This is a genomic window from Hyalangium minutum (assembly GCF_000737315.1).
GTDB lineage: Bacteria > Myxococcota > Myxococcia > Myxococcales > Myxococcaceae > Hyalangium > Hyalangium minutum.
This window is the reverse complement of sequence record NZ_JMCB01000022.1, coordinates 171,125-187,196: the sequence shown is the minus strand read 5'-3', so window position 1 is coordinate 187,196 and position 16,072 is coordinate 171,125. Positions and strand designations below refer to the sequence as shown.

Genomic DNA, 16,072 nt, shown 5'->3' with positions numbered 1-16,072 from the left:
TTTTTTTTTGCGGGTCAGCAGGGTGCGAGAAGCCTGCTATAGGCGGCGTGTCCATGTCTGCGCCCGTGAAGTCCCGTCGCGAGGAGTTCCGCGAGCTGATGAAGCTCGCCATCCCCATCGCCATCGCTCAGGGCGGCCAATCGCTCATGGGCCTGGTCGACACCCTGGTGGTCGGGCGTGCCGGCACCTCGGCCCTGGCCGCGGTGGGGTTGGCCAACAGCCTCTTCTTCGCCGTGAGCGGCCTGGGCATGGGGCTGATGATGGGTTTCGACCCGCTGTCGTCTCAGGCCTTCGGAGCGAAGAACGCCTCCCGGGCCCGCGCGCTGCTGTGGCAAGGCGGGTGGATGGCGCTCTTCGCCGGACTGGTGCTGGCCACCCTGGTGGTGGTGGTGCCCGAGGTGCTGCCCTTCTTCGGCTACAACCGCGAGGAGCTGTCCGAGACCCGCGCCTACCTGTATTGGCGCGCGCCCAGCATGGTGCCGATGCTCGCGTTCCTCACGGTGCGCGGCTACCTGCAGTCCGCCGGGCATACCCGGCCCCTGGTGGTGGCCACCGTGGCCGCCAACATCTTCAACCTGGGCGCGGACATCCTCCTCGTCTTTGGCGGAGGCGTGCTGCCCGAGGGCTTTGGGCCCCTGAGGAACATCCCCGCCATGGGCGCAGCGGGTGCGGCGCTGGCCACCTTGCTCGGCATGTTTCTCCAGCTCGGCATCATCCTCTACGCGCTGCGCAGCCTGGGCGAAGCGGGGGTGAAGCCGGTGCGCCGCCCGGTGTGGGCGGACCTGAGGCAGGCCCTGGGGGTGGGGTTGCCCATCGGCCTGCACCTCGCGGCGGAGATCGGCGTCTTTGCGCTCGCGGGCACCCTGGCCTTCAAGCTGGGGCAGGCGAGCATGGGCGCGCACCAGATTGCCCTGAGCTTTGGCAGCCTCTCCTTCACCATCGCCGTGGGCATTGGCAACGCGGGCAGCGTGCGCGTGGGCTGGGCGGTGGGCGCTCGCAACACGCCCCAGGCTCGCCTGAGCGGCTTCGTCGCCTTCGCGGGCGGCGCGGGCTTCATGACCCTGTCGGCGTTGGTGTTTGCCCTCTTCCCAGGCCCGCTGTCTCAGCTGGCGGGGGCCTCGGAAGAAGTGGTGCCCCTGCTGGTGCCCTTGCTGATGGTGTGCGCCGTCTTCCAGGTGTTCGACGGCGTTCAGGGCGTGGGCGCGGGCGTGCTGCGCGGGGCGGGAGATACGCGCTTCACGTTCGTGGCCAACATGGTGGGGCACTACGCCATCGGTCTGCCGCTGTCGCTGGTGCTCGGCTTCGGGCTGAACCAGGGCATCATCGGCATCTGGTGGGGCCTGTGCGCGGGCCTCATCGCCGTGGCCATTGCCCTGCTGTGGCGCTTCCACCGGCTGAGCTCCGAAACGCTGCGCCCCTTGGAAGCCTGAAACGCAGCCCATGAAAATTCGAGGCGGGGCCGGTGTTCGCGCCGCGCCCTCCCTCGGAGAGTTCCGGGCACCCGGCTTGCAGCCCTGGCCGGCATGAGCCCTTCACTGTCTCGACTGTTCATGGGTAGCGCGGTCCTCCTGCTCACCCTGTCCGCCTGTGGGCAGGAGAGCCCAGGCGCTTCTGAAAAGGACACCTCTCCCAACGGAGACCTTGTGTTCCGAGGGAACATCGAGGGCGGGGAGGGGGAGGCCTTCGCCGAGATCGCCACCGAGCTGGTGGGCACGGATACGTGGGTGCTCCGCACGTGCAGCAAGGATCCGACGCCCGAGCTGGCCGATGACGAGCAGACCCTCTGCCTGCGCATCTACTTGGACCCTGCGGCGCTGAGCGCGGTGAGTGCGCCCGCCACGCTGCCCATCCATGGCGAGGCGCAGGTCGCGGTGGCGACCAGTTCCACTCCGGCCACCTTTACCGCAGGCTCTGGGCACTCGCCGGTGGTGACCACGGCGTGGGCCTCGGTGGTGTGCTACTCACTGGGCCGGCGCGAGCCCCTGGCTCAGCAGCTCGAGGGCCGGCTGGAGCTGGAGCACAACGCGGGCGGCCGGCTCGCGGGCCGCGTGGTGCTCTCCCTTCAGGGAGAGATGCGCGTGGCCCAATGCAAGAACTTCACCTCGGCCGACTTCGACTACCGCTTCGACGTCACGCACCTCTGAGCGGGGGTTACCAGGGCAGGTACGTCCGGATCATGTCCCGCCACGTGGGCCAGTCGTGGATGCCGCCGCCCCAGATGGCCAGGTGGTTGCCGATGTCCTTCTGCCACAGCAACTTCGAGAGGTTCTCGTTGGAGCCGCGGCAGAAGTCGTGCTCGCCCGCGGCGAGGATCATCTCCACCTGCTGAAGCGCGTGCAGCTGGCCCCAGTCCGACACGTTCGGCAGCCACTGCAGGCACGAGTGAAAGTACACCTTCTCGTCGTGGTAGCCGTCGAGGAACGGCTCCGTCTCGAACTTGCCGCTCAGGGAGAGCAGCCGCTGGAAGACGCGCGGGTGGCGCAGCCCCGTGTTGAACGTATGGAAGCCGCCGAAGCTGCAGCCGCCCAGCGTCAGCCGGCCACCGCTGCTGCGGCTCCTCACCAGCGGCACCACCTCGTGGAGGAGGTAGCCCTCATAGGCCTCGTGCCGGGCCACCCGGTCATGCGGGTGCGCCCACCTGTTGAGCCAGCTCTCCTCGTCGATGCCGTCCGGGCACACCACCAGGTAGCGGCCTGCCTGAATCCGATCCGCGAGGGCCCCCACCAGCCCGAAGTCCTCGTTCTGGTAGAAGCGGCCCCGGCTCGTGGGCAGCAGAATCACCGGCTCTCCGCCGTGCCCGTAGAGCAGCAGCTCCATCTCTCGGCCCAGGCGGTGGCTGTACCAACGGTGATATTCGCGGTTCATAGGCGCATCACCTTAGCGCCTGACGCGGCAAGTCAGAAGCGAACAGTGGGCCCCAGGAGGAGGGTGTTGATGGGCTTGGCGCACTCGCGCACGGACTCCTTCTCGTAGCGCACGTCGCACCACTGCCAGGACGTGGCCCCGGTGATGCCCCAGTTCATCCCCAGCCACCAGTCCAGCCCGAAGCGCACCGCCCCACCCAGGGCCTGGAACTCCTGGCGCACCAGCTGGCCGAACTCGTCCGGCGTCTGCGGCGTGGAGGTGCTGCGGGCCAGCCGGAGCGACACCCATGGAGAGATCATCCGCTCCCGGAACCCGCGGAAGCGCACCTCCAGGCCGTATTGCCGGTAGTCCAGCTGCACCCGGCTGGAGGAGCTCTGTTGTAGGTCCTCAAACTTCTGGCCCCACGTCTCCGCGGCCTCGGCGTAGACGCCCACGGAGAGGCCAATGGGAGCCTCGACCCCGAAGTACACGTTGATGGCGGCGCCCTTGGCGTCCCACTCGCTGTAGCGGTCCAGCGCCATGCCGGCGCCCAGCCCGAGGTACCCGCGCCACTCGCCTGCCTGGGCCACCGCTGCCCAGAGGAGCACCGCGATGAAGGTCCCGAACTCTCTTGAACGTCGCATCACCCGGGAAGACTAGCCCACAGGGGCGGGGGCCGGTCCACCGCCCCCCCGGTCTGAGTCAGCGTTCGGAATCGGGCGTCCGGCCTCGTACACTGCGCGCCATGTCCCTGACTTTTGAAGAGGCTGCCGGTTCGCTCCGGGATGCCCTCGCCGACGCGGGCCGGGGCCTGGTCGAGCGCGAGGCCATGGTGGAGCTGGTGGCGCTGTCCGCCGTGGCCGGTGAGCACCTGCTCGTCATCGGCCCGCCCGGTACCGCCAAGAGCGAGGCCGTCCGCCGCACCGCGCGGGCCCTGGGGGGCAGCTACTTCGAGTACTTGCTTGGCCGCTTCACCGAGCCCTCCGAGATTTTCGGCCCGGTGGATCTGCGCAAGCTGCGCGAGGGCACCGTGGAGACGGAGACCACCGGCATGCTGCCCGAGGCCGAGGTCGCCTTCCTGGACGAGGTGTTCCTCGGCTCCACCGCCATTCTCAACACGCTGCTCGGGGTGCTCAATGAGCGCACCTTCCGGCGGGGACATACGCGGATGAAGGTGCCCCTGCGGGTGTGTGTGGGCGCCTCCAACGCGCTGCCCGAGGAGGAGTCGCTGGCGGCGTTCGCGGACCGGTTCCTGGCGCGCATCTATGTGGAGCCCGTGCCGGATCCGCAGCTGGAGGAGCTGCTGGCGGGCGGGGCCTCGCTCTGGCGCGAGGTAGAGGCACGGAAGGCCTCGCTGGAGGCGCTGGATGTGCTGGCGCGGGTGGCGCAGGAGGCGGACCTCGCTCCGGTGCGCCCGCACCTGGCGCATGCGCTGCGCATGCTGAGAGCGGCAGGTATCGGGCTGTCGGACCGGCGCGCGGTGAAGGTGCAGCGGCTCATGGCGGCCGCGGCGGCGCTGGCAGGGCGGCAGTCTCCAGGCGTGGCGGATCTGTGGCCGCTCATCTACGCGGTGCCGACCAAGGAGGGGCAGGCCCTGGCGCGCGAGGTGCTGCGCGACTTGCTGGCCGCCACGGAGAACCCGGCGCTCGCGGCGGCGGCGCTGGAGGCGAGCGCGGGCCCTCTGGCGCGAGCCCAGCGCATTGCTCGGGCCGGGCGCGAGGTGATGAACCAGGTGCCCGTGAGCGGCGCCGCAGAGGACTACGCGGCGTGGCGGCTCAAGCTCGAGGGCGTGGTGCGCGAGATGGACGCGGGCTTTGCTCCCGAGGCGCTGCCGCCGGATCTCCAGGTGCTGCGAGAGGAGATTCGCGCGGCCATTGAAGGCCCGGCCCAGGCCGTGGCGCAGGCGTGATGGGCGGGCTGACTCCAGCTCCTGCGCGGCTGCCGGTGACGTGGAGTCCCCGGTCCGAGCCGTTGACTGCACTCGCTGTCGCGGGTGTGGGGCCGGTGGCGCTCGCGCTCGCGCGGAGGGCTCTGGCCGCCGAGGAGAAGCAGCTCGGCGCGTGGAGTGGGGTGGCGGGCCCAGGCGTGCTGGTGTTGCTGGGACAGACGGACTCCCTGCCCTGGGTGGATGGCGCCGTGTACCTGGGGAAGGATGCCGCTGCGCCCTCGCTGCTGCTGCCGTGCGCGCTCGCCTCCGATGTGGCACCTGCGCTGCTCGAGCGGGCGCTCGTGGCTCACGCCGCCTCGGGGACACCGCTCGCCGTGCTCCCGCGCCCGGGGCTCCTCATCCCCCTGGGGGCCGCGCGGCCCGTGGCCCGTGTGACGCTGGCCTCGTGGCTGAAGACCGAGGAGGGCTCGCCGTGAGCCAACTGCCTGCCCCGCTGCGTCCGTGGGCGTTGCAGCTCTCTCTCTTCCCGGAGGAGCTCGCGCTCAGCCTGGGGCCCTATGTGGCGCGGCTCGCGGCGGCAATCGGCGCGCTCCGGCCTCGCGGTGAGACGGAGGGCGGCGAGCCCCAGGGCTATGACGGGCTCACCCGCCGTGGCCCCTACGAGCGGCTCCTGCTCACCGAGTGGCTCTACGCCCTGGAGTCTCCCGACGAGTTCATCCGCCGCGCGGCCTTCGGCGAGCACGCCTTCCTCAAGCCCGCCTTCAAGCAGCCTCAGGGCTCCCGGCGCACCGTGGCGCTGCTGGACGCGGGGCCGGATCAGCTGGGCTCCCCTCGCATCGCCCACCTCGCGACGCTCGTCGTGCTGCAGCGCCGCGCCGAGGCCGCCGGTGCCGAGTTCGCCTGGTGCGTGCTCCAGGACTCGTCCGGGCGCGTGCCCTTCAACGCTGTGACTCCCGCCAGCATCCAGACCTGGCTCGCCGCCCGCACCGCAGCCCCCGTTACGGATGCCCACGTGGCCCGGTGGCGCGAGGCGCTGGAGCTGGGCTCGGCGCCGGAGGACGCGTGGCTCGTGGGGAGCTCGCGCCTCGGCCGTCTGAGCGAGGCCTCGAAGCTGTCCCGCATCGAGGTGGAAGAGGTGGTGGCCCCGAGCGTCCGCCGGCTCTCGGTCGCCGTGCGGCGCATCGCCCGCGCTCCCACCTCCGTGGAGCTGGAGCTGCCTCCCGCGGACGACTGCGTGCGGCTGCTTCGGGATCCGTTCAGCACGCGTGCTCCGAAGCCGGTGCGGCTGAGCAGCGCGGGCCGCTTCCGGTCGTTCTTCTTCTCCGCGGATGGCACGCGGCTCATCTTCATCCGCCAGGATGGGGGCGTGGCCGCACAACCCATTCCGCACTCGGCGCGCGCCACCACGCCCAAGCCCCGGCGCTTCCAGCCTCCCGATGGGCACCGGCTGGTGGCCGCTGGCTGGCGCCGCAATGGCGGGCTGCTCGTGCTCACCCGCGACGACAAGGTCCTGTGGGTCCACGGTGGCGTGAAGAGCGCACCCGGTGGCTACCGGCCTCGCGGCATCCCCTATCTGGGCTACGAGGGGCTGCTGCCGGACGCTCCTCCGGCGAATCATGCTCCGGGGCTCGCCACCTCGATTGTCGAGGGCGGCCGCGAGCGCATCGTGGTGCGCGACAGCGAGGGCCGCCTCTTCATCGTCAGCCAGCAAGGCCCGGCGCTGCTGTCCAGCCAGACCAGTGCCCTTGCCGAGGTGAATCGCAAGCCGGTCTTCGTGATGACGCCTCAGCCGGGCTCCTCGATGGATGGCGTGTGGCTGGGGATCCTGGAGGACCACCAACAGCGCCACCTGCCGCTCGGGCCAGGAGATGGTGACGCGTTCCTCGGCCATCATGCGGCCATGGGGGGCCACCCCGAGGCTGGGTTGCTCGCGCTGCGCCACAAGCCTGGCACCTGGCAGGTGCTGCTCGCGAAGGGCAACCTTCCAATCTATGTACCCGTGGGCTCGCGCGTGGTGGGAGTGGCCACCTTCAACACGGAGAGCCGGGCTCCGGCGCTGGTGTTGCTCGGGCAAGATCGGCGCACCTTCTCTCTGGTGGGCATCAGTGAGAGCCAGGTGGTGGCGCGTGCCTCGGATGACGTGGTGCACTCCGCCGTGAGCCATGGCCTGCCCGTGCTCACGTGGCTCACGGTGAAAGGAGAGCTCCTGGTGTGGAGCCTCACTCAGGGCATGGCCCTCTACCGCGCAGCACCCGAGGTGGGCTCGTGAGCGCGTCTCCCCTCAGGCCCCGGCTGCACCTCCACCGCGGCCACGTGGTGGCGGCCGCCTTTTGGTTTGCTCCCTCGCTGCTCGGGGAGCGCGGCGTCCGAAGCCGCGTGCTCGCCGCGTGGACGCCGGGCACCACCGTCTTCGCGCTGGCGGGCGGCTTCCTCCTGCGGCTGCCCCGGCCCCGGCCGGTGGACTGTGAGACCGCTCCCGGGCTGCCCCTCACGCTGGAGCATGGCGTGCTGCTGTCCGCGCCACTCTCGGCCGTGGAGCGTGAGCGCTTGGCTCCGCCTCCTGGCTCGCTCGTGCTGGTGCTCGCGGGCCACGCGGAGGTGTTCCCGGCGGAGCCCTCCCGGCGAATCGACGTGGCCGCGTGGCTCGATGTCTCCGGCTGGACCCCTGTTCCCGTGAAGGGGCTCGGAGCGCCTCCGCCTCCCGTGCAGGTGCTGGAGTCCGTCGAGAAGCCCACGCGCAGCCTCTTCCAAGGTGTTCCTCCTCCGGATCCCGAGGCCGAGGCCATGCGGGCGCGCATGGAAGGCCGTGAGGTGCCTCAGGGGCTTCAGGCCGCGAAGGCGATGGGTGCGCGCGCCTCCCTGTGGGACCGGCTGAGTGCGTGGCTGCGAGGCGAGAAGGGCACTCCCATCACCGAGGCCCAGAAGACCGCCAGTGCCCGCGCCGGAAAGGCCTCCGCCGATGGCACCGCTCCCTCAGCCCTGCGTCGGCTCGCGTCCTGGCTCCAGCGCACGCTGGGCTCCGGAGGAGCCGGTGCCACGGCCAGGCCCGCACTGCCCTCGGGGAAGGGCTCGGCCGCCCAGGCCCGTGAGGCCCAGCAAGAGGTGAAGCCCTCGTGGCTGTCGCGCATGCTCGGGCGGCTGAGAGAGGCGAGCAGGGGCCGCTCGTCGCCGGGAGCTCCCGCCACGCCTCCCCCACCACGAGGCCCGGGGCTCTTCTCGCGCCTCTCCGAGTGGCTGCTGCGGAACACCCCCCTGGGCCCGATGCTGGGGCAGCGCAAGGCGGAGTACGTCCAGCGCCTCTTCGACATGTTCGAGCAGGGTAACCTTGAGGAGGCGCTGCGCTACGCCATCCCGCTCGGGAATGAGAAGTTGTCGGAGTCGGCGCGCATCGCCTTGGGACTTCCGGGGCCGCGCGAGAGCCTCGCCATCCAACCCCAGCGCGGCGGAGGCGCGTCCGTCTTCGGCGGGGGCCAGCAGATCTACGCGGCGCTCAAGGAGCGCTACCGCGCGGCCTTCAAGAAGTTGGAGCGCGAGGGCCGCATCGACGAGGCCGCCTTCGTCCTCACCGAGCTGCTGGGCGCGCACGAGGAGGCCGTGTCCTTCCTGGAGAAGCACGGGCGCCTGAAGCTCGCGGCCGAGCTCGCGGAGGGGCGGGGACTGCCACCCGGTCTGGTGGTGCGCCAGTGGCTGCTCGCGAAGGATCTCCGGCGCGCGGTGGCCATCGCCCGGCGCAGCGGGGCCTTCCCGGACGCGGTGCTGCGGCTGGAGCGCACGCACCCCGCCGAGGCGCGCACGCTGCGCCTGCTCTGGGCGGAGACGCTGGCCGAGGCTGGGGACTACCTGCGCGCCACGGTGGTGGTCTGGCCGCTGGAGGACGCCCGTCCCCTGGCGCGCGCCTGGCTGGAGCAGGGCGTCACGGTGGGAGGCGTGGGCGGAGCGCGAGCCCTGGCCCGGCTCATCTCGGCCTTCCCGGCCTCCTTCGACGCGGCACGGCCCCAGGCGCTGGAGCTGCTGGAGGACGAGCGCCAGGAGCGCGCCGCGGAGCGCTTCGCCTTCTCGGAGGTGCTCGCCTCCGAGCCGCGCTCGGAGCCTCGCGCGGCGCTGGTGGGGCCCTCGGTGCGCGCGCTGCTGAGGGACCGGGCCGCGAACCACACGCGCATCGACTCGGCCTTCCTCACGCGCCTGCTGAGGGACGTGGGAGACGGCACGCTGCGAGCGGACCTGCCGGCCATCGCGGATCCCCGGCGCCGCGGCTGGGCCGACGAGCACGACGCGCCCCTGTTGCAGGCGCGGATCTCCGCCACCGAGGCCGGTCCCTATCCCATCCATGACGCGGTGGCGCTGTCGAGCCAGCGCGTGCTGCTGGCGCTGGGCGAGGCGGGGGTGCGGCTGGTGCGCGCGGATGGCAGCTGCGCGGCGCACTTCGACGTGCCCGCCTTCTCGCTGGTACCCTCGGTGCACGAGGACCGGGTGTTGGCGCTGGCGCCTCGGGGAGAGCTCCAGCGCATCTCCCGCATCGAGCCCGGCCCCCGGCGCGCCACGCACTGGTGCGACGCGAAGGTGGATGCCTTTGCCCCCAGCTACGACGGCAGCCTGTGGTTCCTGGCCGAGGCCGACACGGTGCTGGCGGTGGATGCGCTGGCCGCCGACGGCCTGCGCGCGCTCTGGCGCGTGTCCCAAGTGGGCGGCGCGGTGGTGGCGCTCGAGGCGGACGCGGAGTCACTCCGCTTCGCCACCTGGGGAGACGATCCGCAGATGTGGACCTACGCGCTCCCCGGAGGACCCACGCTGCGCTCACGTGCCTCGCGCCGGCCGGGAGACGGCCTGCCGATGGTGAACCTGGACGCGGCTACGGGCCAAGTGGTGAGGGTGGACGGTCTGATGTTCTCGCCGCCGTGGACGCTGTTCATCGAGAGCGCCGCCGAGGGCCACGAGGTGAAGCTCACCGGCAAGGCCGGTTCGTCCCGGGCGCGCTTCCTCTTCGAGGGAGAGGCGCGTGTGCGGGCCCGCTTCTCGGGGAGCGAGCTGCTCCTCTTCGACAGTGCGGGCCGCCTGCTCCGGGTGGACTTGAGTGAGGGCACCGCGCGGCGCGTGCCCATCCAATGAGCGCGGGAGCCGCCCGCGGCCTCAGGAGCGCGGCAGGTGCGGCGGGATGATGACCACGGAGGCGATGAGCTGGCGCGCTCCGTCATCCACCTCCAGCACCACGCGGACACCCTCCGACGTCACCAGCAGCGAGGGCGGGGTGCCGGGCAGCGCCATCAGCCACGTGGACATCAGTGGCAGCTCGCCCCCGGCCAGCTCCGCGGCGCGGTACAGGCGCTGGCGCAGCAACTGGCGCAGGGGCCCGGGCAGCGTGTCCAGCGCGAGCGCGGACTCCTCGGTGAACCGCAAGGCGTAGGGCTGCGAAGTCCCGACCGGGGGCGGCAGGACATCGAAGCGGCGCAGGCGCTCGCGCAGCTCCCCGAGCATCACGTCCTGCGGCACGGTCTTGCGCAGGAAGCCCACCACGCCGCCCAGATTCACCTGCTGGTTCGCCACCGACATCATCAGCACGGGGATGTGGCGCAGCTCCTCATCGGCGCGCATCCGCCCATAGAGCTCCCATCCATCCACCCGCGGCATCATGAGGTCCATCACCACGAGGTTGGGCCGGGGGCACGCGCGGTCGCTCAGGTACGAGAGCGCTTCCTCACCGTCCCGGGCCACCTCCACGAGGCAGCCTTCCGCGCGGGCCGTCTCTCTCAGAGACACCCGCCAAGCCGGATCATCCTCTACGACGAGCAGCTGCTCGACAGCCATGCGGACTCTCCCTGGACGGAGAGTCTCTGTACAGGCTCTGTCCAAGTTGAGCAATCCAGCGGGCCTGGGCCCCCAGGGGTACAGAGGCGATCGTCCGGTTTATTACAGCGGTGGTGCTCCGTGCCCCACCCGGGTGCCCGGTCACCGCTCGATCTTCGACGTTCGTGTTCAGAGGGCGCTGGGCCGCTTGATCGATCCTGGGGCCATGCTCATTTTGGACAGGACCGATGGCCTTCCGACTCCAGCTCACGCCCCAGGCTGTGCGGGTGCTCTCCGCATGCCCAGCGGCCGTGCGCGAGTGCGTCCTGCATGAGCTGGGCGGAATTTTCTCGGGCCCGCTGCTCGGCCCGCAAGATTCTCCAGCCGAAGCAGAGGGAGCCCGACAGTGTCAGTTGCCTTCTGGCTTCCATGTTTTGTACTCCGTGGACTGGACCCACGGACTGCTCCACCTTCTCGAGCTCCGCGGGCCGGACGAGATACTTCCCGTAACGCCCTCCTGAACCCGCGTGCACTCACCCCTGGCAAACTTCCTCCGGACCCACGGCGACACCATTCTCCAAGAGTGGGAGGCCGAGGTGCGCCGGCTGCCCGCCGCCCAGCGCCTGTCGCAGCTCGCGCTGCGTGACCACCTGCCCCAGCTGCTGGAGAGCATCGCCTCCCTGGTAGCAGAGGGGCGCACCGGGGAGGTCGGCGCCGCGCTGGGTCTCGTCCCGGACATGCACTCCCTGGAGCGCCAGAGCGAGGGGTTCGATCTGCGGCAGGTGGTGAAGGAGTACCAGGTGCTGCGCCAGTGCGTGCTGCGGCTGTGGGGGGCCCAGGCTCAGGGCGGTGCTCTGGACTCGATGGAGGCCGCCACCCTTTTCCACGAGGCTGTGGACGAGGCCGTTGGTGCCGCCGTCAGCCGCTACATGCGCGCGCGAGAGCGCACCTTCCAGGCGCTGGATCGCGTCTCTGCCGCGGCCATTGGCAGCCCGGACCTGCCCTCGCTGCTGCCCCGGCTGCTCCAGGTGCTCCAGGAGACCGTACCCGTGGTGGACACGGTGGCGGTCATGCTGCGGGAGGGGGACACACTTCGGGTGGAGAGCGCGGTGGGGGTCTCGTTGGAGGAGGGCTTCCGCATGCGCGTGGGCGAGGGGATCGCTGGCGAGGTGGCCGCCACGCGCCAGCCCGTGCTCGTGCGCGACACCGCCAAGGATCCCCGCGTGCGCAGCGAGCTGCTCCGCCAGAGCGGCCTGCGTGCCGCCTATGTCGTGCCGTTGCTCCTCGATGAGGAGCTGATCGGCGTGGCGCACATGGGCAGCCGCTCCAGCCACGAGTTCTCGGATGAGGACCTGCTGCTGTTCCGCACCATGGCGGCGCGCGCCACGTCCCTGATTGCCCGGGCGCGGGCCCATGTCAGCGCGCAGCAGGCCCGCGAGCAGGTCGAGCAGTCCCTGGGCCAGCTGCGCGCCAGCGAGGCGCAACGCAAGCAGTGGGAGGAGATCTTCAGCCACCTGGGCGTGGGCGTGGCGCTCACGAGCGCCGAGGCGAACGTGCTGGAGGACGTGAACCCGGCCTTCGCGCGGATGCACGGCTACGCGCGCGAGGAGCTGATCGGCCGGCCGCTGGCGGACATGGTCGCCCCCGAGTCGCGAGGCGTGCTGGTCCGGCACGTGGCTGCCGCCCAGTCCAAGCCCCACCACGAGTACGAGGCCATCCACCTGCGCAAGGACGGCAGCCGCATCCCCGTCCTCACGCACGTGACGACCCTGCGCGACGAGACCGGCAAGGGTGTTCAGCGCGCGGCCACCTTCCTGGACATCACCCACCGCCGCAACGCGGAGGCCGAGCGCCAGCGGCTGCTGGCGGACATCGAGTCCGAGCGCTCGCGGCTGGCGGCGGTGCTGGATCAGCTCCCGGCAGGCGTCATCCTCGCCGAGGCGCCCCATGGACGGATGGTGATGGGCAACCGGCAGGTGGAGGCCATCATCGGCCTCCCCTTCATCCAGGCCGAGCACGTGGGGGAGTACTCCGAGTACCCGGGCTTCCACCCGGACGGCCAGCCCTACCAGCCGGACGAATGGCCCCTGGCGCGCTCCCTGCTCACCGGTGAGGTGGTGCAGGGCGAGGAGGTGGAGATCCGCCGCCCCGATGGCCAGCGCATCATCCTCTTGAACTCCAGCGCGCCCATCCGGGACCGGGCGGGGCATATCACCTCGGCGGTGGTGGCGTTCGTGGACGTGACGGCGCTGCGCCGCGCCGAGGCCGCCGCGCGCCAGGCCGCCGAGTTCGGAGGGAAGCTCATCGGCATCGTCAGCCACGATCTGCGCAACCCGCTCAACGCCATCCACCTCTCCGTCACCCAGCTGCTGCACAGTGAGACGCTCCCCGCGAGGGATCAGCGCGCCGCGGCCCGCATCGCCAAGTCCGTGGACCGGATGAAGCGGATGATTGGCGAGCTGCTGGACTTCACCCGCCTGCGGCTGGGCGGCGGCATCCCCATCCACCCCGCGCCGGCGGATATTCGCTCGGTGCTGCGGCAGGGCGTGGAGGAGCTGGAGGCGGCCTGGCCCGAGCGCACCCTGAACCTGCGGGTGGGGCCGGGGCGCTACGACGGGGCCTGGGACGCGGACCGGCTGGCACAGGTGGTGAGCAACCTGGGCGGCAACGCGCTCCAATACAGCCCGTCCGAGGTGCCCGTGCTCTTCAACCTCGTGGACAGCGGGGAGCGCGTGGTGCTCGAGGTGCACAACGGGGGCAACCCCATCCCCCCCGAGGCGATGCCCCACCTGTTCGATCCGTTCCGCCGCGCCTCCTCCGAGGGCGGAGGGCTGGGGTTGGGGCTCTACATCGTCGAGCAGGTGGTGAAGGGCCACGGCGGCCACATCGAGGTGTCCTCCACCGCCGAGGAGGGGACCACCTTCCGCGTGGTGCTGCCTCGGATGGCGGCGGGCTCCCAGTCCGCTCCCGCGGCGTAGCGTCCGGGGCTAGCGGCCCGCGGCAGCCACGGCCAAGGCGGGAGCAGGCGCGTCTTGCAGGTCTTGCAGGCGCGAGATGGTGTCCATCAGCAGGTGGAGATCCAACGGCTTGGGGATGGAGGTGAGCACGTTGTGCGGGACGGGCCGCGTGGAGCCCGCGCCCGACACAACGATGACCGGCAGGCCCCACAACGTGGGCTCCTCGGCCACCCGCGCCATCAAGTCCCAGCCCGTCATCACCGGCATCATCAAATCCAACAGCACCAAGTCGGGCCGGGGCGCGAGCCGCAGCCGCTCCAGCGCCTGCAGCCCGTTGACCGCCGTCTCGACCGTGAAGCCCTCTTCCGTGAGGAACTCCTCCAGCATCTCCCGGCTGTCGTTGTGATCCTCCACGACGAGGATACGGAAGTGCGCCGCCATTGCAGACCGACCCCCTGGACAAGGCAATACGAGTTCCCCCAGGAGACTCGTACGAAGGCGGGCCCGAGTGAAGTTCCCTGCTCAGCGTGGTGTTGACTGGTCGATGATCAGCGGCGGCGGGGGGGGCCCCGGAAGCGCGCGGCTCGGAGATGGGCCAGGAGCCGGGGCGCCGAGCGGAGGCCTGGATCCGGCAGGGAGCGCTCGCGCACCGCGTCGTCGGGCGTCTCCCCCGCCTCGACACGCAGGGACACATACCTCAGCGCCACCAGCTCCGTGAGCACCTCGTGCCGGCCCACATACTGCCCGGTGTCCCGAAGGTACTCCCGCAGCGCCTTGGCGAGGTGGCCGCACGAGGCGAACCGCGCCGCGCGCTCCGGCGCCAGGGCCCGCAGGACGGTGGAGCGCAGGGCCTCGGGGACGGCGCGCGTGGCGGCCTCCAAATCCTCTTGGGAGTAGCTGCGGATGCGCTGGGCCAGGTCCTGAGCACACTTCCGCGTGGCGTCGCTCTCCGGAGCCCGGGCGCGGCGCAGGCGGGCGTCGAAGCGCTCGGCGCCCTCGAAGAGGTGCCGGCCGGTGAGCAGCTGCAGGAGGATGATGCCCAGGGAGAACTGGTCCGCCCGCGCGTCCAGCGCCAGGTGCTGGGCATGCTCCGGGGCGGCATACGCGAGGCTGCCCTGCACGGTGGGGCCCTCGCTGCTCACGCGCCCGGACAGCCGGGACCAGGCCGCGCCGAAGTCCAGCAGCTTCACCTCGCCATGCTCGCCCAGCAGGATGTTGTGGGGGGACACGTCGCGGTGGACGATGCCCAGCGCACGGCCGTGCTCGTCCACCAGCGAGTGCGCGTGGTGCAGCGCGTCCGCCACCTCGGCCACCACGTGGCAGGTGGAGGCCTCCGAGAGCGGCTGCTGCGCCCGCTGAGCCGCCTCCAACAGTGCGCTCAGCCGCATCCCCGTCACGTGCTCCATCACCAGGTGGGGCACATCCTCCGGCCCCTTGAGCTGCAGCGCCGCGAGGATGTTGGGGTGGTGAAGCTGCGAGGCCACCCGGCCCTCGTCCAGCAGCCGCCGCCGCGCCTCTTCGGACACGGGAGCCACGGGGCGCTTGATGACGCTGAAGCCGCTGAAGGCCTCGTCGAACCGGCGGCAGGCCAGCACCAGCTCCCCATGGTGGGCCCACCCCAGCCAACGGACGAACTCATAAGAGGTGCGTCCGGACCTCAGTAGCACCTCGGGTCCGGTCGGCTTCAGGGACATGGACGGCATGTCGGCACTCCTGCGGCAGGGAGGACCTGGAGAGTATGGTTCCTCCTCTCGCCGCCGTCACCTCCTGGGTCGGGTCGCACCACCTCCCAGGGCCTCCGCCCGCTTGGGGGTCGCCCTACCTGCCAGGGCGGGACCTACATGAGAGGGCAGGGGCGGCCGGTCTAATCGGAAAATCCAGGGCTTAGGGCTGCACAGGAGCGAACAACCCAACCTGCCGAATAGGGTAGGACCTGGCAAATAGGGATAGGTGCTCCCGACGTGGCGGGTTATACAGCCGTCGCTGGCGGAGCGCGCCGTGGGGTGACTCCCGTCCAGCCTGTCACATGCGCAAGGTTCGTGTGGTGAGATCCAACCTGAAAGGTTCCACGGGTTCGTCGCTGGCGGAGCGCAGACGCGCCCGCCGCAACAAGAACAAAGTGTCTGCGGTGCCCCCCGCAGTGCGGCGGATGGAAAAGAAGTTGGCGTCGACGGTCGGCGAGGCGGCGCGGCTGGCGCGGATGCGCGCGGGGCTGACGCAGTCGGACGTCGCCGCCCGCATCGGGGTGGCCCCGGAGGTGTATGGGCGCATGGAGCGAGGGAAGATGCTGCCCAGCGTGCCGACGCTGCTGAGGATGTCTCTGGCCCTGCGGGCCAACCCGGACGAGCTGATGGGCATTGCCCCTCGCCACGCCGAGTCCGCCTACGCCGAGGATGTCCCGTCCGAACTGGACAACACGCCGGACATGCGGCGGCTGGTGCGCAGCCTGCGTCGGTTGCAGCGCCCCCAGATCAAGCTGATGAACCTGGTGGCGGCCGCCATCATCGATCACTGAGGCGCCTCGTGACCCGGCGTGTTGCTGGGGACGCGCCCTCCGGGTGCGTCTTCTGGTGCTGTCTGGGCTTGTCATCGCCTTGGAAAC

Annotated in this window: 13 protein-coding genes; 8 read left to right on the top strand and 5 right to left on the bottom strand. The window is 71.0% G+C overall.

Annotated features, from left to right (window positions below; all coding sequences use genetic code 11):
• The first annotated feature begins 53 nt into the window (after positions 1–53).
• A complete protein-coding gene (locus DB31_RS38425) occupies positions 54–1,430 on the top strand; it encodes an MATE family efflux transporter (protein WP_044197583.1) in 1,377 nt (458 codons plus the stop codon).
• A 213-nt stretch (positions 1,431–1,643) separates the two neighbouring features.
• A complete protein-coding gene (locus DB31_RS38420) occupies positions 1,644–2,144 on the top strand; it encodes a hypothetical protein (protein ID WP_157232375.1) in 501 nt (166 codons plus the stop codon).
• 7 nt (positions 2,145–2,151) lie between these two features.
• Here the strand turns inward: DB31_RS38420 and DB31_RS38415 are convergent, their stop codons facing one another.
• Together DB31_RS38415 and DB31_RS38410 are read right to left on the bottom strand one after the other, a co-directional pair.
• Complete coding sequence (locus DB31_RS38415; RefSeq protein ID WP_044197579.1) at positions 2,152–2,865, bottom strand: esterase family protein; 714 nt, start codon at positions 2,863–2,865, stop codon at positions 2,152–2,154.
• Positions 2,866–2,897: 32 nt separating this feature from the next.
• Positions 2,898–3,488 carry a hypothetical protein gene (locus DB31_RS38410; RefSeq protein WP_044197689.1) on the bottom strand — a complete coding sequence of 197 codons (591 nt, stop codon included), beginning with the start codon at positions 3,486–3,488 and terminating at the stop codon, positions 2,898–2,900.
• Positions 3,489–3,589: 101 nt separating this feature from the next.
• Between DB31_RS38410 and DB31_RS38405 the strand changes: the two genes are divergently transcribed.
• From DB31_RS38405 to DB31_RS38390, 4 genes are read left to right on the top strand one after another with little or no spacing between them, the layout of a single operon-like run.
• Entirely contained in the window at positions 3,590–4,753 is a 1,164-nt protein-coding gene (locus DB31_RS38405; RefSeq protein ID WP_044197577.1) for an AAA family ATPase, read from the top strand.
• Positions 4,753–5,208 carry a bpX5 domain-containing protein gene (locus DB31_RS38400; protein WP_044197574.1) on the top strand — a complete coding sequence of 152 codons (456 nt, stop codon included), beginning with the start codon at positions 4,753–4,755 and terminating at the stop codon, positions 5,206–5,208. The genes DB31_RS38405 and DB31_RS38400 overlap by 1 nt, the downstream gene beginning before the upstream one ends.
• On the top strand, positions 5,205–7,001 hold the full coding sequence (locus DB31_RS38395; protein WP_044197572.1) for a hypothetical protein: 1,797 nt from the start codon (positions 5,205–5,207) through the stop codon (positions 6,999–7,001). Before DB31_RS38400 ends, DB31_RS38395 begins: the two co-directional genes overlap by 4 nt.
• On the top strand, positions 6,998–9,838 hold the full coding sequence (locus DB31_RS38390) for a bpX6 domain-containing protein (protein ID WP_044197570.1): 2,841 nt from the start codon (positions 6,998–7,000) through the stop codon (positions 9,836–9,838). The genes DB31_RS38395 and DB31_RS38390 overlap by 4 nt, the downstream gene beginning before the upstream one ends.
• 21 nt (positions 9,839–9,859) lie before the next feature.
• On the opposite strand, the gene DB31_RS38385 is transcribed toward DB31_RS38390, so the two are convergent.
• Positions 9,860–10,534, bottom strand: a complete 675-nt coding sequence (locus tag DB31_RS38385; protein WP_044197568.1) for a response regulator — start codon at positions 10,532–10,534, stop codon at positions 9,860–9,862.
• 506 nt (positions 10,535–11,040) lie between these two features.
• Here DB31_RS38385 and DB31_RS38380 point away from each other — a divergent pair.
• Positions 11,041–13,491, top strand: coding sequence for a PAS domain S-box protein (locus DB31_RS38380; RefSeq protein ID WP_044197566.1), 2,451 nt, complete (start codon positions 11,041–11,043; stop codon positions 13,489–13,491).
• Between the two features lie 9 nt (positions 13,492–13,500).
• Here DB31_RS38380 and DB31_RS38375 read toward each other — a convergent pair whose 3' ends face one another.
• Both DB31_RS38375 and DB31_RS38370 read right to left on the bottom strand, forming a co-directional pair.
• Positions 13,501–13,911 carry a response regulator gene (locus tag DB31_RS38375; protein WP_044197564.1) on the bottom strand — a complete coding sequence of 137 codons (411 nt, stop codon included), beginning with the start codon at positions 13,909–13,911 and terminating at the stop codon, positions 13,501–13,503.
• A 107-nt stretch (positions 13,912–14,018) separates the two neighbouring features.
• Entirely contained in the window at positions 14,019–15,173 is a 1,155-nt protein-coding gene (locus tag DB31_RS38370; protein ID WP_044197562.1) for a serine/threonine protein kinase, read from the bottom strand.
• A 323-nt stretch (positions 15,174–15,496) separates the two neighbouring features.
• On the opposite strand from DB31_RS38370, the gene DB31_RS38365 reads away from it, so the two are divergent.
• Entirely contained in the window at positions 15,497–15,985 is a 489-nt protein-coding gene (locus DB31_RS38365; protein ID WP_240487134.1) for a helix-turn-helix domain-containing protein, read from the top strand.
• Positions 15,986–16,072: the final 87 nt, after the last annotated feature.

What these genes read in the sequence shown, in the direction of transcription:
- DB31_RS38425 (WP_044197583.1), top strand. Translation starts at nt 54, where the DNA reads ATGTCTGCGCCCGTGAAGTCCCGTCGCGAGGAGTTCCGCGAGCTGATG.
- DB31_RS38415 (WP_044197579.1), bottom strand. Translation starts at nt 2,865, where the DNA reads ATGAACCGCGAATATCACCGTTGGTACAGCCACCGCCTGGGCCGAGAG.
- DB31_RS38410 (WP_044197689.1), bottom strand. Translation starts at nt 3,488, where the DNA reads ATGCGACGTTCAAGAGAGTTCGGGACCTTCATCGCGGTGCTCCTCTGG.
- DB31_RS38405 (WP_044197577.1), top strand. Translation starts at nt 3,590, where the DNA reads ATGTCCCTGACTTTTGAAGAGGCTGCCGGTTCGCTCCGGGATGCCCTC.
- DB31_RS38400 (WP_044197574.1), top strand. Translation starts at nt 4,753, where the DNA reads ATGGGCGGGCTGACTCCAGCTCCTGCGCGGCTGCCGGTGACGTGGAGT.
- DB31_RS38385 (WP_044197568.1), bottom strand. Translation starts at nt 10,534, where the DNA reads ATGGCTGTCGAGCAGCTGCTCGTCGTAGAGGATGATCCGGCTTGGCGG.
- DB31_RS38375 (WP_044197564.1), bottom strand. Translation starts at nt 13,911, where the DNA reads ATGGCGGCGCACTTCCGTATCCTCGTCGTGGAGGATCACAACGACAGC.
- DB31_RS38370 (WP_044197562.1), bottom strand. Translation starts at nt 15,173, where the DNA reads ATGCCGTCCATGTCCCTGAAGCCGACCGGACCCGAGGTGCTACTGAGG.
- DB31_RS38365 (WP_240487134.1), top strand. Translation starts at nt 15,497, where the DNA reads ATGCGCAAGGTTCGTGTGGTGAGATCCAACCTGAAAGGTTCCACGGGT.